The 22,188-nt window shown below is 36.3% G+C and carries 18 protein-coding genes; 14 read left to right on the top strand and 4 right to left on the bottom strand.

Going from position 1 to position 22,188, the window contains the following annotated elements; all coding sequences use genetic code 11:
- Positions 1-80: 80 nt before the first annotated feature.
- The 7 genes from ezrA to ACX9TM_RS23515 all read left to right on the top strand — a co-directional run bounded on the left by ezrA (position 81) and on the right by ACX9TM_RS23515 (position 8,772).
- A complete protein-coding gene (ezrA, locus tag ACX9TM_RS23545; protein WP_000377303.1) occupies positions 81-1,793 on the top strand; it encodes a septation ring formation regulator EzrA in 1,713 nt (570 codons plus the stop codon).
- A gap of 378 nt (positions 1,794-2,171) precedes the next feature.
- Positions 2,172-3,314, top strand: a complete 1,143-nt coding sequence (locus ACX9TM_RS23540) for a cysteine desulfurase family protein (RefSeq protein ID WP_000638992.1) — start codon at positions 2,172-2,174, stop codon at positions 3,312-3,314.
- 7 nt (positions 3,315-3,321) lie between these two features.
- Positions 3,322-4,536, top strand: a complete 1,215-nt coding sequence (thiI, locus tag ACX9TM_RS23535) for a tRNA uracil 4-sulfurtransferase ThiI (RefSeq protein ID WP_000922337.1) — start codon at positions 3,322-3,324, stop codon at positions 4,534-4,536.
- Positions 4,537-4,616: 80 nt separating this feature from the next.
- A complete protein-coding gene (locus ACX9TM_RS23530) occupies positions 4,617-4,814 on the top strand; it encodes an alpha/beta-type small acid-soluble spore protein (protein WP_000091640.1) in 198 nt (65 codons plus the stop codon).
- A 197-nt stretch (positions 4,815-5,011) separates the two neighbouring features.
- On the top strand, positions 5,012-6,598 hold the full coding sequence (gene mbcS / locus ACX9TM_RS23525) for an acyl-CoA synthetase MbcS (protein WP_000817773.1): 1,587 nt from the start codon (positions 5,012-5,014) through the stop codon (positions 6,596-6,598).
- A 102-nt stretch (positions 6,599-6,700) separates the two neighbouring features.
- Positions 6,701-7,132: a VOC family protein gene (locus ACX9TM_RS23520; protein WP_000600348.1), complete on the top strand. Its 432-nt coding sequence runs from the start codon at positions 6,701-6,703 to the stop codon at positions 7,130-7,132.
- Between the two features lie 71 nt (positions 7,133-7,203).
- Positions 7,204-8,772: an amidohydrolase gene (locus tag ACX9TM_RS23515; protein ID WP_065381854.1), complete on the top strand. Its 1,569-nt coding sequence runs from the start codon at positions 7,204-7,206 to the stop codon at positions 8,770-8,772.
- Between the two features lie 152 nt (positions 8,773-8,924).
- Here the strand turns inward: ACX9TM_RS23515 and ACX9TM_RS23510 are convergent, their stop codons facing one another.
- The gene (locus ACX9TM_RS23510; protein ID WP_000785177.1) at positions 8,925-9,728 is read right to left on the bottom strand and encodes an NAD kinase; all 804 of its coding nucleotides are present in this window, start codon (positions 9,726-9,728) and stop codon (positions 8,925-8,927) included.
- A 205-nt stretch (positions 9,729-9,933) separates the two neighbouring features.
- Here ACX9TM_RS23510 and ACX9TM_RS23505 point away from each other — a divergent pair, with 205 nt between their 5' ends.
- From ACX9TM_RS23505 to ackA, 6 genes are all read left to right on the top strand, one after another.
- Positions 9,934-10,569, top strand: coding sequence for a DUF2953 domain-containing protein (locus ACX9TM_RS23505; protein ID WP_065381855.1), 636 nt, complete (start codon positions 9,934-9,936; stop codon positions 10,567-10,569).
- A 12-nt stretch (positions 10,570-10,581) separates the two neighbouring features.
- The gene (ytfJ, locus tag ACX9TM_RS23500) at positions 10,582-10,977 is read left to right on the top strand and encodes a GerW family sporulation protein (protein ID WP_000350003.1); all 396 of its coding nucleotides are present in this window, start codon (positions 10,582-10,584) and stop codon (positions 10,975-10,977) included.
- A gap of 137 nt (positions 10,978-11,114) precedes the next feature.
- Positions 11,115-15,242, top strand: coding sequence for a right-handed parallel beta-helix repeat-containing protein (locus ACX9TM_RS23495; RefSeq protein ID WP_065381856.1), 4,128 nt, complete (start codon positions 11,115-11,117; stop codon positions 15,240-15,242).
- Between the two features lie 116 nt (positions 15,243-15,358).
- Positions 15,359-15,859 (top strand): thiol peroxidase, encoded by a 501-nt coding sequence (tpx, locus tag ACX9TM_RS23490; RefSeq protein WP_000024529.1) that lies wholly within the window; start codon positions 15,359-15,361, stop codon positions 15,857-15,859.
- 198 nt (positions 15,860-16,057) lie between these two features.
- Positions 16,058-17,044 (top strand): class I SAM-dependent methyltransferase, encoded by a 987-nt coding sequence (locus tag ACX9TM_RS23485; RefSeq protein ID WP_000084367.1) that lies wholly within the window; start codon positions 16,058-16,060, stop codon positions 17,042-17,044.
- 299 nt (positions 17,045-17,343) lie between these two features.
- Positions 17,344-18,537 (top strand): acetate kinase, encoded by a 1,194-nt coding sequence (gene ackA / locus ACX9TM_RS23480; protein ID WP_000034575.1) that lies wholly within the window; start codon positions 17,344-17,346, stop codon positions 18,535-18,537.
- A 23-nt stretch (positions 18,538-18,560) separates the two neighbouring features.
- Here the strand turns inward: ackA and ACX9TM_RS23475 are convergent, their stop codons facing one another.
- Entirely contained in the window at positions 18,561-18,995 is a 435-nt protein-coding gene (locus tag ACX9TM_RS23475; RefSeq protein ID WP_065381857.1) for an NUDIX hydrolase, read from the bottom strand.
- 70 nt (positions 18,996-19,065) lie between these two features.
- Positions 19,066-19,701 carry a DUF1796 family putative cysteine peptidase gene (locus ACX9TM_RS23470; protein ID WP_001053729.1) on the bottom strand — a complete coding sequence of 212 codons (636 nt, stop codon included), beginning with the start codon at positions 19,699-19,701 and terminating at the stop codon, positions 19,066-19,068.
- 137 nt (positions 19,702-19,838) lie between these two features.
- Here ACX9TM_RS23470 and ACX9TM_RS23465 point away from each other — a divergent pair, with 137 nt between their 5' ends.
- Complete coding sequence (locus ACX9TM_RS23465) at positions 19,839-20,672, top strand: EcsC family protein (protein ID WP_001256850.1); 834 nt, start codon at positions 19,839-19,841, stop codon at positions 20,670-20,672.
- Between the two features lie 31 nt (positions 20,673-20,703).
- Here the strand turns inward: ACX9TM_RS23465 and ACX9TM_RS23460 are convergent, their stop codons facing one another.
- Complete coding sequence (locus tag ACX9TM_RS23460) at positions 20,704-21,366, bottom strand: YitT family protein (protein WP_001244515.1); 663 nt, start codon at positions 21,364-21,366, stop codon at positions 20,704-20,706.
- Positions 21,367-22,188 lie beyond the last annotated feature (822 nt).

Genomic DNA, 22,188 nt, shown 5'->3' with positions numbered 1-22,188 from the left:
ATTCCCTTTTTATACATAATGCCTTCCATTTCATAAACGGAACGGACAAAAAAAGAGATATAACTAGGAGGCTTTTTTGCATGGATTCTATCCTGACGATCGTTATCATTGTAGTAAGCTCTATTCTAGTGCTGCTCATGATAGAGCTTGTGATAAGAAATCGTTCATATAAAGATATTGAAGCACTGGAGCAGTGGAAACAAGAGATAAAAGATAAACCTGTGGCAGATGAACTAAAACGGGTAAAAGATTTAAACATGACGGGTCAAACAGAAGAACTGTTTGGTAAATGGCGTGAAGAATGGGATGAAATTGTATCAACAACCCTTCCGAAAGCTGACAAAGATTTAGCGCAAGCGCGAAAATTCGCCTCGCAATTCTCCTTCCGAAAAGCAAAGCATGCGATGAACGAATCCATAAGTGGTTTAGATGACGCTGATAATCGTATTACTGACATTTTAAATGAATTACAGCAATTGTTAGAAAGCCATGAGAAAAATAGCTCGGAAATTGAAGGGTTACGTGATACATATCGTAGTATGAAAAAGAGTGTTCTTGCTCATAGACATATGTATGGAGCAGCAGAGCAGAAAATCGAAGAGATGCTAGACGCTGAATCTGAGAAATTTAAAACCTTTGAAGAAGCAACAAACAATGGCGACTATTTAAAAGCGAGAGAAATTGTTATTAGTTTGGAAGAAGGTTTAGCAGATTTAGAAATCATTATTCACCAAATTCCAGATTTATTGGTAGAGTGTCAAGCGACGTTACCAGTTCAGCTGGAAGATTTATTACACGGACATAATGATATGGTAAGACAAGGTTATGTATTAGATTATTTGGAAGTCCCTAAAGAAGTTCGCGATATGACGAAACAACTACAAACATGTTTAATGGATATACAGGAGCTTCATATAACAGAAGCGGCTGAAAAAGTAGAAAATTTAAAAACACGTTTAGATGGCTTCTACGATCAATTGGAACAAGAAGTACATGCGAGACATTATGTGGAGCAAAAAACACTTTCTGTTTACGATGACTTAGAAGAAATGCGTATCGAAACGATTGAAACGAAAACAGAAACACAACTTGTGAAACAAAGCTATCAGTTACAAGATAAAGACATTGAGTCTCAAAAAGTAATTGAAAAGCAAATGCACATTTTAACGAAACGTTTTGAAATGCTACAATTACGCGTTGCAGAACAAGATATTGCCTTCTCTATTATTCGTGAGGAACTAGAAGAGGTTTATGAGCAATGTGAAACGTTAAAAGTACTTCATGCAGAATATAAAGAAATGCTGCAAGCGATGCGCAAAGAAGAATTTGAAGCACGTGAGAAGTTACAAGAAATGCGAAATACTATTTTCGAAACGAAACGCTTTATGCAAAAGTCGAATTTGCCAGGTCTTCCAGAGAGTATTATGGAAGATTTAAAAAGAGGGCAAATGGCAATGCAAGCTGTATATGAACAATTAGAAGTGAAGCCGTTAAATATGAACGCTGTAAATAGCAGTTTAGAAGAAGCATACACAACTGTGAACGGTGTGGCTGAAATGACAGAAGAGTTAATTGGACAAGCATATTTAGTGGAAAAATTAATTCAGTACGGTAACCGTTACCGTAGTCATGATGAAAACCTAGCAGAAAGTTTAAATTATGCTGAGAAATTATTCCGTGAATATCAATATGATGCAGCTTTAGAACAAGCGGCTTCAGTATTAGAGCAACTTGAACCTGGCGTTGTTCAAAAAATAGCTGAATATGTAGACAATGAACAAACCCTTTCATAAAAGGGTTTGTTTTTTTGTGTAATTTTGCAGACGATGTTGCTATAATGAATAGCGGAATACAGCAAGGTTATTCGTTTCAAAATAAAGTGAAACTGTAATCAGTAGGAGGATTCATCCCCATTGATTACTAGCCTTCACCAATCGGGCATTTACGGACAGCCCGACTCCTACCTAACTTCTTTGCTCTAACTGGATTTTGAGGTGAGAGTCTTATTGCCTGTTCATGCGGGATAAAGTGAAACTGTAATAGGAGGGCATCCTCGACAATTATTAGCCTTCACCAATCGAGATAAAACGGAACCTTTGCGTAGTCTTAGCGTAATGACACGTATTTATGATATGATTATACGATGTGATAGCGCTGAAAGGGGAAGAACGATGATCTATTTTGATAATAGTGCGACGACGAAGCCATATCCAGAAGCTCTTCAATCGTACGTGACGGTTGCTGGGAAATATTTTGGTAATCCTTCTTCTATTCATTCGCTTGGAGGAGAGGCAGAGCGTCTATTAACACAATCAAGAACGATTGCAGCGCAGCTTCTTCGTGTTAAACCTTCTGAAATTATTTTCACATCAGGTGGAACAGAAGGGAATAACCTTGCGATTAAAGGGATAGCGATGAGGAATCGTTCGCGCGGCAAACATATCATTACAACAAATATTGAACACGCGTCTGTGTTTGAGGCATATAAGCAATTAGAAGAACTCGGGTTTGATGTAACATATTTACCGGTTAACGAGCATGGTGTTGTGTCGGTAGAAGATGTGAAACGAGCACTTCGTGAAGATACGATTCTTGTGTCAATTATTCATGTGAACAACGAAACTGGAGCAATTCAGCCCGTTGCTGAAATTGGAACGTTATTATCGAATCATCCGAAAATAAGATTCCATGTAGATCATGTACAAGGGATAGGGAAAGTACCGCTTGATTTATATGCGTCTCATATTGATCTTTGCTCAATATCTGGACATAAATTCCACAGTGTAAAAGGAACGGGTCTTCTATATGTACGCGATGGCGTAAGATTAGATCCGATTTTATCAGGTGGTCAACAAGAGCTTAAGTATCGCTCTGGTACAGAGAATTTACCTGGCATTGTAGCGATGGTGAAAGCACTTCGCATGACAATGGAACAAGTGAAAGAAAAGGTAGCTCATTTGCAAAGTTTACAAGCAGAGCTTGTTCGTTTCTTTAAAGAGATGGAAGATGTAACGATTAACACGTCGCTTGCATATGCAGCACCGCACATTTTAAATGTATCATTTGTTGGTTTAAAACCAGAAGTAGTCGTTCATGCTTTAGAAGAACACGGTGTATATGTGTCAACGAAATCTGCTTGTTCTTCAAAAGCAAATGAAGTGAGCAGAGTGTTAGTGTCAATGGGAGTACCGCATGCAGCAGCTGCAAGCGCTATTCGTATTAGTTTGGCACCAGAAAACACAATGGAAGAAGTAAAACAATTTGAAGGTATTGTAAAAGAGACGATGCCAAAATTATATGAAGTGATGAGGTAAAGAAATTATGTTGAAATATGAATATATTTTAGTGCGTTACGGAGAAATGACGACAAAAGGTAAGAACCGTTCTAAGTTTGTAAGCACATTAAAAGATAACGTGAAGTTCAAACTGAAAAAATTCCCAAATATTAAAATCGATGCAACACATGATCGTATGTACATCCAGTTAAATGGTGAAGATCATGAAGCAGTCTCTGAAAGATTGAAGGATGTATTCGGTATTCATAAATTTAACTTAGCGATGAAAGTACCATCAGAATTAGAAGACATTAAAGAAGGTGCATTAGCAGCTTTCTTACAAGTAAAAGGTGATGTGAAAACATTTAAAATTACTGTACACCGTTCTTATAAGCATTTCCCAATGAGAACGATGGAATTATTACCTGAGATTGGCGGACACATTCTAGAAAATACAGAAGATATTACAGTAGATGTTCATAATCCAGATGTAAATGTACGTGTAGAGATCCGCAGTGGCTATAGCTATATCATGTGCGATGAGCGTATGGGAGCTGGCGGTTTACCAGTTGGCGTTGGCGGAAAAGTAATGGTACTTCTTTCTGGTGGTATTGATAGCCCAGTAGCAGCTTACTTAACGATGAAACGCGGCGTATCTGTGGAAGCAGTTCACTTCCATAGTCCACCTTTCACAAGTGAGCGTGCAAAACAAAAAGTAATCGATTTAGCGCAAGAGTTAACGAAGTATTGTAAACGAGTAACGCTTCACCTTGTTCCGTTTACAGAAGTGCAAAAAACGATTAATAAAGAAATCCCATCTAGCTATTCAATGACGGTTATGCGCCGTATGATGATGCGTATTACAGAACGTATTGCTGAGGAGCGTAACGCACTTGCAATTACGACTGGTGAAAGTCTTGGACAAGTAGCAAGCCAAACGTTAGATAGTATGCATACGATTAACGAAGTAACAAACTACCCAGTTATTCGTCCGCTTATTACGATGGATAAATTAGAGATTATTAAAATCGCTGAAGAAATCGGCACGTATGATATTTCAATTCGTCCATATGAAGATTGCTGTACTGTATTCACACCAGCAAGCCCAGCGACGAAGCCGAAACGTGAAAAAGCAAATCGTTTTGAAGCGAAATACGATTTCACACCATTGATCGATGAAGCTGTAGCGAACAAAGAAACAATGGTGTTACAAACGGTAGAAGTAGTGGCGGAAGAAGAAAAATTTGAAGAACTTTTCTAAAACCATAAATTACCATATCTAAAACGTGTATGAAGTCATGTTATTTATCACACTCTATACTCACAAGGAGGTGATATAACATGTCACGTAGCACAAATAAATTAGCGGTTCCTGGTGCTGAATCAGCATTAGACCAAATGAAATACGAAATCGCTCAAGAGTTTGGTGTTCAACTTGGAGCTGATGCAACAGCTCGCGCTAACGGTTCTGTTGGTGGTGAAATCACTAAACGTCTAGTTTCACTAGCTGAGCAACAATTAGGCGGTTACCAAAAATAATCCCATATGATGGCTTAGAAAGAGCGGGTTCTCCCGCTCTTTCTTTTTTTGTGTTGTGTCGCTATTTGTCGGTAAGTCGATGTAATTTCGTTTACTAATTCGACAGAACTGAAAAATTTGTCAAAAGAAGAGGGTTCAAAATTAACAGAAAATTCTTTATTATATAAAGGAGGCATAAAGAAAAGGGAGGATATTTTATGAAGCGAGAAGAATTGTTGGCGCCACCGTCTTATAATTTAGTTTCTGAAATAGAGAAATATACAGGTGATAAAGGGAAGTTAGCTTTAATTTGGCAAGATGATAAAGGGAATCGAAGGGAAGTTACATACGCTGAATTAATGCAAGGTGCGAATAAAATTGGAAACGCTTTTATAAAAAGTGGTTTGCAAAAAGGGGACAAGCTTCTCATTATGATGCCGCGTTTAATTGAAGCGTACATGACGTATATTGCTGCTATTAAAGCAGGATTTGTCGTAATTCCAAGCTCGGAAATGTTACGTAAAAAAGATATAGAATATCGAATTGGACATGGAGAAGTAAAAGCGATAGTAAGCTATGAGCCGTATATTAGGCAGTTTGATGATATAGAAGCGATGGAATCTCTTCGAAAATTTGTCCTGAGCGAGCAGTCAGTAGATGGATGGGTTAATTTAAAAACAGCGTTAGAAACAGAGAGTGACATGTTAGAAATGGCGAAGACAGATAAAGAAGATATGGTCTTTTTATCTTACACGTCAGGAACGACAGGAAATCCAAAAGGTGTCGTTCATACACATGCGTGGGCATACGCTCATTTACGTACGAGCGCTCCAAATTGGCTCGGAATTGAAGAGAATGATATTGTATGGGCAACAGCTAGTCCAGGCTGGCAAAAGTGGATTTGGAGCCCGTTTTTAGCAACTTTAGGATCAGGGGCAACAGGGTTTGTATATCACGGTAAGTTTGAACCGAAAACGTACCTAAACTTATTAGACGATAATAAGGTGAATGTACTTTGTTGTACACCGACTGAGTATAGATTAATGGCAAAGGTAGAAGATTTAAGCCAGTACAATTTAGAGGCATTACATAGCGCTGTATCCGCAGGAGAACCGTTAAATAGAGAAGTCATTGAAACGTTCAAAAAGCACTTTCATATTACAGTGAGAGACGGCTATGGGCAAACGGAAAATACATTACTTGTTGGTGTAATGAAAGGGATGGATATTAGACCAGGATCAATGGGGAAACCAACGCCAGGTAACCACGTCGATATCGTAAATGAGGAAGGTACTCCAGTTAAAGTAGGCGAAGTTGGTGATATTGCAGTTCACATTGAAACGCCGGCCCTCTTTAAACAATATTACAAAGACGATGAACGTACAGCGATGCAATTCCGCGGTGATTATTATATTACAGGTGATAAAGCGAAGAAAGATGAAGACGGCTACTTCTGGTTTGAAGGGCGCGGCGATGATATCATTATTAGCTCTGGTTATACAATCGGGCCGTTTGAAGTAGAGGATGCACTTGTAAAACATCCTTATGTAAGAGAATGTGCAGTTGTCGCAAGTCCTGATGAAATTCGTGGAAGTGTCGTGAAGGCATTTATCGTATTAAGAGAGAATATAGAAAAGAACGAAGAAACATTAATTCCAACACTCCAACAACACGTCAAAGAACTCACTGCACCATATAAATACCCTCGCAAAATTGAATTTGTAGATGAACTACCAAAAACGATTTCTGGAAAAATTCGCCGTATTGAACTTAGAAAACAAGAGATGGAGATTCCGTCAAAATAATTTTGAAAACAGTGAAGTAAATAGTTGAATGAAATGTAAAACAATGATAAAATAAAAACGAACACAAGTTCGATTTTATAAATTTAAAAAAGAGGTGTCCGTATGATTTTAGGTATTAATCCGTACTTAGTTTTAGATGGTAGTGGGCAAGAAGCTGTACAGTTTTATAAAGAGGCTTTAGATGCAAAAGTAGAAGTTATGCAAACTTTTGGTGACATGCCTGAAAATCCAGAATACCCGATTCCAGCTGAAGCGAAAGAGCGCGTTTTACACGCTACTTTAAAAATTGGTAATACGGATCTTATGATTTCTGATACATTCCCAGGTCAAGGGCATGCAATCGGATCTCAAGTAACAATCGCAATTCAAATTAGTAATGCAGAAAAAGCAAAAGAAGTATTCGATAAGTTACAAGAAGGTGGAGAAGTTATCATGCCACTTCAAGAAACATTCTGGAGCCCAGCATACGGACAAGTAAAAGATAAATTTAATATTGAATGGCAAGTTACAACATCTACTACTGAACAAAAGTAATTTTTAGAAAAGCACCATGTTTTGAAATGGTGCTTTTTTTTATACAATAAAAAATAAAGGAGATGGGATATATGGGAGAAATTTGGTATGGCGGCACCATTTACACAATGAGAGAAGAAAATGAAAAAGTAGAAGCTGTTTACATTGAAAACGGTACGATCGTTGATATTGGAAGTAAAGAAGAGTTAGAAAACCAATATGCCGCGGTTACATTGCACGATTTAAAAGGCAAAACGATGATTCCAGGTCTCGTTGATAGCCACATGCACCTTATTGGGCATGGGGAGAGATTGCTTCGTTTAGATTTATCAAATTGCACATCTTATGGCGAAGTGCTTACTCTTGTTCAGAAGCGAGTGGAAGAAGCTCCAAAGGGCTCTTGGATTATTGGAGAAGGATGGAATGAAAATAACTTTACAGATACGAAAGATGTTCACGCGCGTGATTTAGATGAAATTTCGAAAGAACATCCCATTTTACTAAAGAGAGTTTGTCGTCACGTTACATGGGTGAATGCATACATACTGCAAGAAGCGAATATAACAGAAAAGGCAGAAGATCCAAAAGGCGGGAAAATTGGTAGGGATTCATCAAATAAGTTAACAGGGCTTTTATATGAACAAGGGCAAGAATTAATTAAACATGTTCAGCCAGAAATTGATGAAGCTTATTTACAAAGAGCTCTGCAAACAGCGATTAAAGATTGCTGGAAATACGGACTTGTTGGCGGGCATACGGAAGATTTAAATTATTATGGTGGTTTTAGAAAAACATATAATGCGTTTTCTCACGTTATAAAAGAAATGCCATTTAAAGCCCATTTGCTCGTTCACCATGAAGTAGCACATGAACGAAAAGAATATGAAAATGAACATTGTATTGAATTTGGAGCAATGAAAATTTTCTCTGACGGTTCTTTTGGCGGAAGAACAGCATTATTAAGTGAACCGTATGAAGATGCGAAGGAAACAAATGGAGTTACGATTTTCTCACGTGAAGAACTTGCGGAATTAGTAAAGAAAGCACGAGATCTACATATGCCAGTTGCGATTCATACTATCGGTGACTTATCGCTTGAATATGTCATTGATGCACTCGAATTATATCCACCAGCAGAAGGGGTGCGTGACCGCATTATTCATTGTCAGCTTGCTCGTGAAGAGTTGATAGAAAGAATGAAAAACTTGCAAGCCATTATCGATATACAGCCAGTCTTTCTTTCATCAGATTTTCCGTCAGTCATTGAAAAACTAGGCGAGCACCGTCTTCGTTATGCGTACGCTTGGAAGACGTTACTGGAGGCAGGATTACACTGCAACGGTGGCTCAGATGCTCCTATTGAACAAGTGAATCCGTTTCTAGGCATATATAGCGCTGTTACACGTAGAAGTTTTATTGACGGTATATGCTATATGCCTGAGGAAAGATTAACGATTTATGAGGCTGTTTCTTTATTTACAACAGGAAGTGCCTATGCAATCGGAAAAGAAGCGAAGCGAGGGCAAATTGCAAAAGGATATGAAGCAGATTTTACAATATTAGACCGCAATATTTTTGAAATTGAGGCAGAAGAAATAAAAGAAGTACAAGCAGAAATGACCGTAATAGATGGCCAAGTTGTCTATAGAAAAGATGCGTAAAAATATATGAGCGGTTTTCGGAATATATCGAATTACCGACAAAAACTGACAAGAATAACGGCCGGATAGTAAGAGAGTATTGTTCGCGTCAATCGGGGGAAATAAATAACCGCAGAATTATGGAATTTCATAATTCTGCGGTTATTTTAATCTTATAAAAACGTTCTCTGTACTTTTTCCCAGAAAGAATTGTTTTTTAATTTAACTGTTTTAATTTGTTTATCGCTTAAGCGTACAACAGCTTTTTCCACTTGTTTAATGCTAAGCGCTTCGTTATCCATGCCGATAACAGGATAATCGTTACCGTCTGGTCTTAGTTTTAAAGTTAATGTACGTTCGTGATTTAAAATGAAAGGTGAACCGAGCGTACGGTAAGTGTTGTTGTTTAAAGATGCTAGTTCGCTTACTTGGAAACATGGGATAAGCGGGTCAACAACTGCACCATGCAATGATTTATTGTAAGCAGTACTTCCTGTTGGGGTAGAAACCACTAAACCGTCCCCTCTAAATGTTTCGAAATATAAATCATCAACATGAACATCTACAACGAATGTTTTAATAATGCTAGAACGTAATGAGAACTCATTTAAACAATGGAAAGATGTACTGCCATCTACATCTACTTGAATTGTTGGATATTTTCGCACTTCAATTTCATTTTTTGTAATTTCTTGAAGGGCTGTATCAACGTGATCAATATGGAAATCGCAGTAGAAAGAAATTTCATCTTTCGTAGAAATCCCTGCGTATAAGCAATCTTCTCTAAAACCAGTTTTACGAACGGCTTGTAAGAAGGTTGCATCATCTCCAACACTGACGATAGCGTTTGCATTTTTTGGATGATCTAATATGGTAAATCCATTCTCTTCTAAAATACGATAGATTGGTTTCATTTTTTCAACGAGCGTTGCTTTGTCATCACCATAAAAGAAAAATAAATTGCGACGATCTGCCATTATGTATCCCTCCACTGCAGTTAAATTTTCTGTTTTTCGTGCTACATATCATTAGAGTCCGTTCCCTGATGATATGTTCAAATAATATATTTCGATATAAATTGTCAAAATACCTTTTTATTTTTAGAAAAATTTTTATATTCAATCTTATAAAACTCTGTTTAACGATGAATAAACTTGTCGATAATGGGTACGGAGTGAAAGGATGATACGTATGAAGTGGCTCGTAATTGGAATAATAATTCTTCTTTTTATTTTGTTTATACTATTGTCGAAAATAAAGCTTAAGGTGACATTTTTATATTCAGAAATGGAAAAGCAATGTTTGCTTCAAGTGAAAATATGGATGATTCGATATACATTTGATGTGTTGGAAAGAATTGAAAAACAGCAGAAAAAGACAGGACAGAAAATCGAAAAAGCTGAAGAGGACGGCGGACTCGATAATAAAATTATGGCGCAACTTGACAGCATTGGTGAACTGATAAAAAAGCTTCAAGAAGTTCATACTATTGTTAAAGATTTTCTCAAACGAGTGAAAATCAATGGTTGGAAATGGCATACACAAATTGGAGCAGGCGATGCAGCTAGTACTGGAATTGTCACTGGATATGCATGGGGGACAAAAGGTATGGCTGCTGGAGTTGTCGGACAATATATGCATATTGTCGACGTACCAGAATTTGAAATTACCCCAGTTTTTCAAGGGAAAGGATTTGCATCAAGATGCGAGTTAACAGCATCTTTTCGTATATTCCGCGCTATAAAAACTGGCGTCAAATTACTCGTATTTATGAGAAGACAAAGATCTGGTATGACAGAAAAATCTGTTCAAGCATAGGGGGGATATAGAATGGACCATCCAATTCAAGGTTTAATGACAACAGCAATGCAGCATTTAAAACAAATGACTGATGTAAATACAATTGTTGGTGACCCAATTAAAGCGGCAGATGGAAGCGTAATTCTTACAGTTTCGAAAGTAAGTTTCGGATTTGCTGCTGGTGGAAGTGAATTTGGTAAAGTAGAACATTCAGGCCGTCATCCATTTGGCGGGGGAAGTGGTGGAGGAGTTTCTATTAATCCTGTTGCCTTTCTTGTTATAAATGGAGATGGTGTGAAAGTATTGCACTTAGATAAACAAACACACGTCATCGATAAAATAATTGAATTAGCGCCACAAGCTGTTGATAAAGTGAAAGAAATGATGGATAAACGAAAAGAAGATGATCCTGAATTTCAAATTTAGAAGGTGACTTTATAAAAAAGAAGGGAGAAATAGATGCCCTTCTTTTTGTTATTTTATATGGAAAAATATTCCCTTTTACGCAGTGGGTTTATGTATAATGAAACATATGAAACATTGCAGAGGGGTGGGGCTGAAGTATGAAAGAAATTGTTGTGTCGAAAGCATTGTTTTCTAAATATAAAACGATTTCGGATGCTGTGAAAGGTGCTTCATCAGGGACTACAATCGTAGTAAAACCCGGTGGGTATCGAGAGAATATATATATTGATAAAGACATTAATATTATTAGTGAAGGAGATAAGCAAAGTACTGTCATTGAAGCGTTTGAAAAAGCAATTTGCATTGATAATGGTGGTAAAGTGTTTATAAAGGGCATTCAAGTTAAGAGACTTGGATCAGAAGATAATGCATTAATCGATTGTAAATTTGGGGCTCTCCAGATACAGGAGTGTGATATTTATCCTGGGAATGGTTCTGGGGTAGCGGTAAAAAAACAAGGGATATTATCTATGCACTCTTGCCAAATAACGGGTGGATATACAAATGCAATCTATTTTGGTGAAGGAAGTCAAGGAACGATAGAAAATTGTGAGATTTATCGGATGAAGGGAGAAACGTACCCTTCTATATTTATAGAGAAAAGTAGTCCGAATATAAAAAATTGTCGTATTCATAGTAGTCCGAGTAATGCAATCTGTATTAAAAATGGAGGAAAGCCGAGTATAGAGAATTGTGACTTATCTCATATGCAAGGTTCCGTTATATATATTTCGAATAGCGATCCTATGATAAAAAAATGCAATATACATGATGGAGAAAGCAATGGGATTTATATGGAGGAAAGCCAGCCTATAATCGAAAGTTGTGAGGTATTTAACTTTAAAATTGGCATGGTGTATATACACAGAAGTAAGCCAACGATAAGGCAGTGTAGAGTGTTTGATGGCAAGACGAATGCGATAACATTCAAAGAGCAGAGTGCAGGGTTAGTTGAGGAGTGTGAAATATTTAATTTATTAGGTGAAACATATCCAGCTATTTGGATTGAGGATAGTCAACCTGTATGGAAAAAATGTAAAGTTAGTTATACTGCGGATAATGCTTATAATATAAATAATAATAGCAATCCAACCATTGAAAATTGTGAAATATATAAAGCGGGAAACAATGCTTTTAAAATTATAGGAGCAACAGCTCATATTCAGCGCTGTAAAATATATGAGGGGCAAAAATCTGCTTTTTCTATACAAGAAGATAGTAGTCCAGTAGTTGAGGAATGTGAAATTTTTGACTTTAAACATCAACTTGTAGCAGTATATGCTGGTAATCCTACATTTAGAAAGTGTAAATTATATGATGGACAAATGAATGCAGTATTATTTGAGAAAAATGGTGGCGGTTTGTTTGAAGACTGCGAATTGTATCAGTTTTCTGCTGAGAAATATCCTGTTATATTTGTAAATCAAGGTCAGCCAACAGTAAGAAAATGTAAAATGCATAATGGCACTAGTAATGCTATTTATTTAAAGAATGATAGTAAAATGATATTGGACGATTGTGAAATATTTCAATTTCAAAATGAAAGCTCTCCAGTGATTTATTGTATGCAAAGTTATTTGAAATCAACAAATTGTAAAATACATGAAGGTAACAATAATGCTGTTTATGCAAGAAGCGATAGCGAGTGTATACTCGATAATTGCGAAATAGGTCATTTCCATAATGATGGGCGTCCAATGATTTGGGCGAATGAAAGTAGGATAACACTGACACAATGTGATTTACATAATGGAAAAAGTGGAGCTGTAGTGGTCAATCAAAATAGCTTTGCTGTAATTGAGGATTGTAAGTTAACAGAATTTAAACAAGATTGTGTAAGGGTTTCTGAAAGAAGTGAAGCGTTGCTACAACGAAATCAAATATACAACGCTTTAGGAGGGATTGGAATTGTAAGCGAAAGTAAATTGAGAGTTATAGATTGTGGGATATATGATTGCGGTGGCACCGCTTTATGGCTCAATAATGGGCAGGCTACAATCGAGAAAATTTATATTCGAAATTGTAAAGGAAATGCACTGAATTTGAAAAATAACAGTAGTATCATGTTTTATAACAGTAGTATTTCTCAATTTGAATATCCGATGGTTTATAGTGAAGAGAGTCAATTGGATGTTAAGAGAAGTAACTTTAATTTTGGTGAAAGTCAGATTTTTTTAATTGAAAAAGAAAGTGAATTTTGGATAAATCAATGTGAAATATCTCAAGCGAAAGAATCACCGGCGATTGACATCTATTCTAATGTAAAAGGGACGATTCAAAATTGTAATATTTCTGAAGCTCTTATAGGTATTAGAGTTGCTTCTGAAAGTAAGGTTAATCTCACAGATATAAAGTGTTTTGATATAGACAAAGTGGCTTATCAAATTGAGGATAACAGTTCAACTGTATTAGAAAATTGTAAAGCATATATAGAGGTTAGCCAGCAAAAAATAAAATCCAATGGAGAGAATAAACAAGAGGACAAGCAAGAGGTAGAAGATGTAGAGAAAGTGAAAGTGCAGGAAGAAGATATTGACATAGACGCTATTATGATGGAGTTAAATCGTTTTGTTGGAATGGCCAGTGTTAAGGAGCAAATCGAACAGTTAATAAACTATGTGGAAATTAGTCGTTATCGTAAAGCTGCCGGACTTGATTCAGGAGATGAAATAAAGCCGAAACATACTGTTTTTTATGGGAATCCTGGGACAGGAAAAACTACGATTGCTCGTTTACTTGGCAAAGTGTATAAAGCGCTCGGATTGCTTGAAAAAGGGCATATTGTAGAAGTCAAGCGTGAAGATTTAGTTGGTTCGTATATTGGACATTCTGAAGAGAAGACAAAGGGATATATTGAGGAAGCAATGGGTGGCGTTTTATTTATTGATGAAGCTTATTCGTTGAGTGTAGAAGATAGTGGCCGTGACTTTGGTAACCAAGTTATTGATGTTTTATTAGCAGCCCTTGAGAATCATCGTGGAGAATTTTTATGTGTAGTTGCTGGTTACGAAAAAGAGATGGAGCGCTTTATTGCTTCAAATCCAGGGTTGAAAAGTCGCTTTGTATCTTATATGAAATTCGAGGATTATACACCAGATGAGTTGATGGAAATTGGAAATAGGTTGTTAGAAGATAAACAGTACGAGTTAACACCAGAAGCGCAAGAATATGTGTATGAACAGTTTGTAGGGTTGTATAGAAAACGCGATGAACATTTTGGGAATGCACGGATGGTTCGAGAACAGGTGGATAAATGGAAAGTGTTACACTCTGATCGAATTAGAGCGTTACCGAGAAGTGAGTGGAGGAAGAGAGAAGTACTAACGACCATTCATTTAGAAGATGTTGAAAAAGTGTTCCAGCAAAAAGGGGAGAAAAAAGTAGCTGTTCCAATTAACGAGAAGTTATTACAAGAACAAATGGATCGCCTAAATGATTTGATTGGTTTAACGAAGGTAAAAGAAGAGATCCAAAGATTAATCCAGCTTGTTTCTTATTATCAGGAAGAGGGTAAGGATATAAGTGAACTTTCAATGCACATTTCATTAATTGGTAATCCCGGGACAGGAAAGACTGAGGTTGCTCGAATTATTGCGAAGGTATATGAAGCGCTTGGGATTTTAGAACGTGGTGATTGTATTGAAGTGGACCGTAAAGGGTTAGTTGATAAATTTCAAGGTGGTACAGAAGAGAAAACAGCGAATGTATTACAACAGGCAATGGGTGGTACGCTGTTTATTGATGAAGCATATACGTTGACGAATAAAGGGAGCAATGATGTAGGACATATAGCGGTGGAATTATTATTAAAACAAATGGAAGATAGACGCGGTGAATTTATTGTGTTAGTTGCAGGATATGAAGATGAGATGGAAGAATTCCTTGATAGCAATAAAGGGCTACGCCGTCGTTTTGATTATCGTCTTGTATTTGAAGACTACACACCAGAAGAAATGATACGGATCGCGGGTTATTACATGATGAAAAAGCAGTATCATATGTCAGATGAGGCGAGAAATATGCTTGTTGACTATTTTACTTATCTATATGAAAATCGTGATAAAACATATGGAAATGCAGGTTTAGCTCGTAAAATTATTGAACAAGCAATGAAAAATCTAGATTATCGTATTGCGACTTTACCAGTAGAGCATCGTATAGAAAAACAAAAATATATGATTGATGTGGAAGATATACAAGCACTTTTACAGCAGCAAGAGCACTAGGAAAAAGTAATTTTAAAAAAATATATAAATTGAGTGGGTTTTATTTGTGTTTTAGGAGAATTATGACTATCATTAACACTATACATACTTTGTTTTATTAAAAGGAGGATTTTCAAGTGGCAAACGTAACTTTTAAAGGTAATCCAATGACTTTAGTTGGAACAGAAGTTAAAGTTGGCGATCAAGCGCCAAACTTCCAAGTATTAGCAAACGACTTATCTCCAGTAAGTTTAGAAACATACAAAGGTGAAGTGAAATTAATTAGTGTTGTACCTTCAATCGACACAGGTGTGTGTGATGCACAAACTCGTCGTTTTAACCAAGATGCAGCAGGTATTGAAAACGCGAAAGTATTAACAATCAGCGCTGATTTACCATTCGCTCAAAAACGCTGGTGTGCAGCAAACGGTTTAGAAAATGTTGTAACACTTTCTGACCACCGCGATCTTTCATTCGGTGAAGCTTACGGCTTAGTAATGAAAGAGCTTCGTTTACTTGCTCGTGCAGTATTCGTAGTAGATAGCAATGACAAAGTAGTTTACGTAGAATACGTAAGCGAAGGTACAAGCCATCCAAACTATGAAGCAGCATTAGAAGCAGCTAAATCTGCGAAGTAATGTGAAGAGAATGACCTCTTATAAAGAGGTCGTTTTTTCTCATATATTGCTCTGTAACAGCATCGATATATGAGAAAAAACGTTATATCATATATAACTAAAGGGGAGCTCTTTACAGGAGGTCGCTTTTTCTTTTTGGAAAAAATCACTTTGTGGTATGATATAAGTTATGTGTAAAAAAGAGAAGGAGGAATGTACGTGAGTCAGACAGTAGAAACATTATTTTCTATTTTTGATTCTTCTGCGGTAGTTTTACGTAAAGAATTAGATGTAACATATTTAGAGGCGCTTGTAGAGACAGGTGATAACTTGTTTGAGGGAGCGATTTTACAAGAGGAATTATCCGAATCAGCAATTGAAAGGCTGAATCGTGAATATAGTACGTTTAATGAAGAAACATATAAAGGTGAAGAAATTCGTAAAGCATTTCAGTTAGCCATCTTAAAAGGAATGAAAGAAGGCGTACAAGCGAATCACGAAATGACACCTGATGCAGTTGGAATGTTCATGAGTTACTTATTCCATAAATTTATGCAAGGTCAAAACGAGATCACAGTTTTAGATCCTGCAATTGGAACAGGTAACTTAATGACTACAGTGTTTAATAGCGCCAAAGAAGGACTAACAATGAGTGGATTTGGTGTAGAAGTGGATGAAGTGCTAATTAAACTTGCTTTAGTAAATGCAAATTTACAAAAGCATGCAATCGAATTCTTCCATCAAGATGGACTAGCACCACTTTATATCGATCCAGTTGATGCAGTCGTTTCAGACTTACCGGTTGGTTATTATCCAAACGAAATCGGTGCAAGTGAATATAAATTAAAAGCAGATGAAGGAATGTCGTATGCCCATCACTTATTTATTGAACAAAGTGTGAAACATACGAAAGAGGGCGGTTACTTATTCTTCTTAGTACCAAACTTCATTTTTGAAAGTGACCAAGCACCAAAATTACATGCATTTATTAAAGAAACATGCTTTATTCAAGGGTTATTACAGCTTCCTGTTTCCATGTTTAAAAACGAGAAAAATGCAAAAAGTATATTTGTTCTCCAAAAGAAAGGCGCTAATGTAACAATGCCAAAACAGGCGTTATTAGTGGAGTTGCCTAAATTCTCTAACATGAAGGCGATGGAAGACATTATGGATCAATTAAATACTTGGTTTGCAACACATAAATAAAGCTGGGTATATGTAACAGCATTAGTGATTCATGTAGTACAGTTTTATATAATATGTCATATTTTTAAATATATACAAGATTTAACTGAATTTTTTTGAAATCTGTAATATATATTTTTTCTTGGTGTTACAATTTTTTCACTTGAAATATATGTCGGACGATGTTTAAATTAAAATCGTGAGTATAAAATTTGCTAATGATGAAACGTTTTCATATTTGGTGAATTTGATCAGATAAAATCGAGCGGTTTGTGGAAACATCCACACAACTACCAAGAGAAAAAGGGGCGAAAGACTAGATGTCAAAAATCATCGCGATTAACGCAGGAAGCTCTTCCTTAAAATTCCAATTATTTGAAATGCCAAGTGAAACAGTATTAACAAAAGGTTTAGTAGAACGTATCGGTTTAGAAGATAGTATCTTCACTATTACTGTAGATGGCGAAAAACAAAAAGAAATTACAAACATTCCAGATCACGCAGTAGCAGTTAATATGCTTCTTAAAAAGTTAACTGAAAACGGAATCGTTAAATCTCTAGATGAGATTGGCGGTATCGGTCACCGTGTTGTTCACGGCGGCGAAAAATTTGCTGACTCTGTTTTAATTACTGATGAAGTATTAGCTGATATCGAAGAATTAAGCGATTTAGCACCACTTCATAACCCAGCAAACGTTGTTGGTATTAAAGCATTCCAAGAAGTATTACCAAACGTACCAGCAGTAGCAGTATTCGATACAGCATTCCACCAAACAATGCCGGAATCTGCATTCCTATACAGCTTACCATATGAGTACTATGAAAAATTCGGCATCCGTAAATACGGTTTCCACGGAACTTCTCATAAATATGTAACTGAGCGTGCGGCTGAATTATTAGGTCGTCCAATTGAAAGCTTAAGCTTACTTTCTTGTCACTTAGGTAACGGTGCAAGTATCGCAGCAGTAGAAGGCGGTAAATCTATCGATACTTCTATGGGCTTCACACCACTTGCTGGTGTAACAATGGGTACACGTTCTGGTAACCTTGACCCTGCATTAATTCCATACATCATGGAAAAAACAGGCCAAACAGTAGAAGAAGTAGTTAACGTATTAAACAAGAAGAGTGGTATGTTAGGTCTTACTGGTTACTCTAGTGACCTACGTGACATCATTGCGAAAGAAGAAGAAGGCGACCACCGTGCGAAAGTAGCACTTGATGTATTCGTAAGCCGTATCCACAAATACATCGGTTCTTACACTGCTCGTATGAAAGGTGTAGACGCAATCATCTTCACAGCTGGTGTAGGTGAAAACAGTGCGATTATTCGTGAGCGTGTATTAGAAGGCCTTGAGTACATGGGCGTATACTTCGATGCAAAACGTAATAACGTATTCGGTGAAGAAGCATTCATCAGCTTCCCACACTCTCCAGTAAAAATTATCGTAATTCCAACTGACGAAGAAGTTATGATTGCTCGTGACGTACTACGTCTTGGAGATATTGGTTAATATATGAAAAGAAAGACGAGATCCTATAGGATTTCGTCTTTTTTCTTTTGGATGTATTTTAAAACTCCATCTGGATATAATATTTTTTCTTTCTGAATGAATGCCGTAATAGGAATCCATTTCGCATACGCTACTGTTTCTTCATCTTGTATATTTAATATTTTCATTTCATATAGTGACGTGTCTAATAAACGCAAAGAATATAGTTGAATGATTTCATGACCAATGTCTCCATCGAGATGAAAGACATTTTCTAAACACCCTAAATAATTGGTGATTTCTATCTCCGTATGAAGCTCTTCTTTAAACTCCCGAATAACAGTATGTACTGATTTTTCGCCAAGTTCAATTGAACCGCCAAGAGGACGATAATATATTTCGCCTTCTGTATAATATTCTTGTACGAGAAGGCGATCTTGATGTACAGCAAGACCGAAAGCTTTTGCACGTGGATACATATAGAATCACTCCTTATTTGTTTTGTATAAGGACGATTATAATCTATGGTGTGATAAAAGTATCGTGTATTTAAGTGTGCGGTCTAACTGTAATTCCATCAAATAAGTCTTTCCAAAATGCTTCATTGTATTGGTATACATCCATAATAGGACATTTCATAACGCAAATACGTTGTAATCCCCAATCTTCTTGGGTGATAGTTGGTATATCGGCAGGAATTAGTAACAGGACAGAGAATGTATGTGTAACGATTTGAGATAAAATTTGTTCTAGGGAACATGCTTCTTCATATGTTCCTCCAGTTCGAATAAATAATATGGATTCTGCCGTTTCAATTGTAGCTAGAAAACGATTAATACGATGTTCATAGTTTAACTTAATTTCTGTATAAGAAGGCCAAGAAGTTGGTGTGTTTACATCTGTTTTAAAGTCATGACAGGAGTCAATTTCATAAAGGTTGTCCCTTAATCTTAATTTTGCATCATCATCCCAAAATGAGATGAAGGATAAATTTTCGAAATTTAAAAAGCGGTCAAATCGATTTTGTAATAATACATTCACTTTTTCTAATGAGGGGCTTAGCATAAAATCAATAACGCCAAAAAATGGTGATAATTCTAATTGATATAATGCCCAAGCAGGCCAGCAGTTTTGTCCTAAGCTGAATACCGCATTATATTCTTTTTTTATATCGGATAGATTCATGTGATTTATCTCATCCTTTTTGTTAATATTTTATGCCATTCAAAAATGGTATGTGAATAAAGATAGACAAGCATATTTGCAAAGAATAAGCAGAAATATGTTACAATAGAAAAAAATCGAACGAGGTGGTTGTTACGATGCGATCGAAGCGAGAACAAGCCATTTTAGACAATATAAAAGAATGGGAAGCGCAATTAGTTGAGCAAGAAGCGACCGATTTTCAAAAAGTGTTTGATAAATGGTTACATGCTACAGTTGCGAAATTACCTGAGAAAAAGCGAAAAGAATTCTTCACGAAAGCAGATGGATGGCTCTTTCATTTGCATGCATTTATTCAAAGTTCACAAGCACAGTTAGATGCACGTAATCGGATTTTAGGAACATCAAGGTTATTTGATGAATCGATTGAACAGCTTGAAGATTTGAAAGCATTATCTATTGATCAATTAACATACATAGCAGAGCAGCAAACAGCACGTCATCGTCTATATTCATTTGTACAAGGCGGGGCAACAGGTGCTGGAGGTTTATTATTATTAACGGCGGATTTTCCGGTTATGATCGCGTTAAATGTGAAGGCAGTCCAACTTATTGCAACATCATTTGGACATGATGTGAACAAGCCGTATGAAATGATGCTTGCGTTAAAGGTGTTTCATGCGTCATTACTACCAGGAAGACTTCAGCAATATGCATGGTACAATTTATTGCAAGAGCTGGAGCAAGAAGATTCGTTCTTTTACGAAGGAGACGAAGCAGTGCTACAAACAGCTTCTACTGAGGTTGTGTTAAAACAAATTTTGAAGACATTTTCGATTTATGCTCTTCGTCGTAAATTATTCCAAGGTATACCGGTAATTGGAATGGCAATTGGATCTACAGTGAATTATCGTTTAACAAGAAACGTTACTGAATTTGCAAATAGATTTTATCAAGTGCGCCATATAGTCGAGAAAGAAAAAAGAGCATAAAAAAAGCGAGAGGCCGAAGCCTTTCGCTTTTTTAATTCGTTGCATGTTTTTTGGACATTGGAACAGATACTGGCTGCTTTTCTGCTGTTTTTTCTGTTTTTGGATAATAAATTAAATCCAATGTTTTTGCTTGTACGGCAATCGAAAGAATAGTAAAAGCAATTTCTGTCCAATTTAAATAATATAATGAAAGCGCAAGAACAATCGCGTCAAAGACGAAGAAAATTTGCCCAATTGTAAAACGAGTTCGTTTACTTAATACAATTGTTAAAATATCGTCTCCACCGGTTGCACCGCCAAATCGTAATATAAAACCGAGTCCAATACCAGCTAACGCACCGCCAACTACTGCAGCTATAAATAAGTTATTTGATAAATCTACCGTAAATGGAGAATAATTTTCCATAAAGGAATAAAATACTCCGAATGAAATTGAACCTAGGAATGAATAACCAACCATTTTTCTACCTAAAAATGAAGCGCACAGTAAAATAATTGGGATATCCATTAATACAGTTGAAATAGATGGTGAAATATCATAAAAGTTTTGAATGAATAGTGCAATTCCTACAAATCCACCTTCTGTTAAGTGGTTTTGGAAGTGAATGTGATATAGCGCTGCTGCTAAAATAAATGAACCGATTAAAACCATAAAAATTTCTTTAATAATTTGCCGACTTTGGATGTTCCTCATCGTTATTCCTTCTTTCCGTAGTTAGTAGTCCTTTTTGTGTTGTAAACTAACTACGAGCTCACATGTAGCTTTCAGTTAGTTTACGAAAAAACTAACTACGCTATATGTCGCTGAAGAAATAACGAATAATCCTCTCGTCCATCAATTCTCCCTACCTTCGTTTTAGTTTAAGTCTTAAAACGACTAAACAAAACGTGGAGTAGGATTCGTCATTTAGCAATCCTGCTCTTCTTTGTTTTGTTTAGTTAGTAACAATTAAGTCCTAAACAAAACGCTATGTGTAAGAAGAGTCTTTTTTTTGCCAAATTATCCTTCGGGCAATCATAATTTCCCCACTCTCGTATTTTTTTCGCTAGACTAAAGTATCTGAGCTGAAAAATACGCTACGTGTATGATTCGTCAATACGATGCCACATGCTCCTTCGAGCGATCATGATATCAAAATCCCTTCCTTCAAGATTTATACTATTATATCATACTTTTAAAAAATGTATGCGGATGGAAACCGACAATAAACGGAGGGAATCTACAAAAAATGTTATGTTTAAATATTTTTGTAGAAAAGCCTAAGTTATTTCGGAGGATTGGACAGTTTATAACGGTTTGTCCAATAAGTAAGAAAAAAAGGGTTTTATTCCGTTGTGTTCTTTTCATCACTTTTATCTTTAAAAAACGCATCCCAACTAATCACACTTAAAAAAGTTAAAGTGATAATAACGAAAGCACGCATAATTTTTAAACCTCCTTTTGTACATAGTATATGAATCATTCGATTCAGAATGTGTCATTTTTTTACAAGTCTTAACTATTATGAGAGTATAT

It is taken from the genome of Bacillus sp. LH1 (assembly GCF_057924895.1).
Note: the sequence above shows the minus strand (reverse complement) of the source record. Positions and strands in the feature narration are given on the sequence as shown.

Bases quoted from the DNA above. Each gene is read 5' to 3' on its own strand.
- ACX9TM_RS23470 (WP_001053729.1), bottom strand. From the start codon at position 19,701: ATGAATCTATCCGATATAAAAAAAGAATATAATGCGGTATTCAGCTTA.
- ACX9TM_RS23505 (WP_065381855.1), top strand. From the start codon at position 9,934: ATGATACGTATGAAGTGGCTCGTAATTGGAATAATAATTCTTCTTTTT.
- ACX9TM_RS23510 (WP_000785177.1), bottom strand. From the start codon at position 9,728: ATGGCAGATCGTCGCAATTTATTTTTCTTTTATGGTGATGACAAAGCA.
- ACX9TM_RS23540 (WP_000638992.1), top strand. From the start codon at position 2,172: ATGATCTATTTTGATAATAGTGCGACGACGAAGCCATATCCAGAAGCT.
- ACX9TM_RS23530 (WP_000091640.1), top strand. From the start codon at position 4,617: ATGTCACGTAGCACAAATAAATTAGCGGTTCCTGGTGCTGAATCAGCA.
- ACX9TM_RS23520 (WP_000600348.1), top strand. From the start codon at position 6,701: ATGATTTTAGGTATTAATCCGTACTTAGTTTTAGATGGTAGTGGGCAA.
- mbcS (WP_000817773.1), top strand. From the start codon at position 5,012: ATGAAGCGAGAAGAATTGTTGGCGCCACCGTCTTATAATTTAGTTTCT.
- ytfJ (WP_000350003.1), top strand. From the start codon at position 10,582: ATGGACCATCCAATTCAAGGTTTAATGACAACAGCAATGCAGCATTTA.
- ackA (WP_000034575.1), top strand. From the start codon at position 17,344: ATGTCAAAAATCATCGCGATTAACGCAGGAAGCTCTTCCTTAAAATTC.
- ACX9TM_RS23460 (WP_001244515.1), bottom strand. From the start codon at position 21,366: ATGAGGAACATCCAAAGTCGGCAAATTATTAAAGAAATTTTTATGGTT.
- ezrA (WP_000377303.1), top strand. From the start codon at position 81: ATGGATTCTATCCTGACGATCGTTATCATTGTAGTAAGCTCTATTCTA.
- ACX9TM_RS23515 (WP_065381854.1), top strand. From the start codon at position 7,204: ATGGGAGAAATTTGGTATGGCGGCACCATTTACACAATGAGAGAAGAA.
- ACX9TM_RS23465 (WP_001256850.1), top strand. From the start codon at position 19,839: ATGCGATCGAAGCGAGAACAAGCCATTTTAGACAATATAAAAGAATGG.
- ACX9TM_RS23475 (WP_065381857.1), bottom strand. From the start codon at position 18,995: ATGTATCCACGTGCAAAAGCTTTCGGTCTTGCTGTACATCAAGATCGC.
- ACX9TM_RS23495 (WP_065381856.1), top strand. From the start codon at position 11,115: ATGAAAGAAATTGTTGTGTCGAAAGCATTGTTTTCTAAATATAAAACG.
- thiI (WP_000922337.1), top strand. From the start codon at position 3,322: ATGTTGAAATATGAATATATTTTAGTGCGTTACGGAGAAATGACGACA.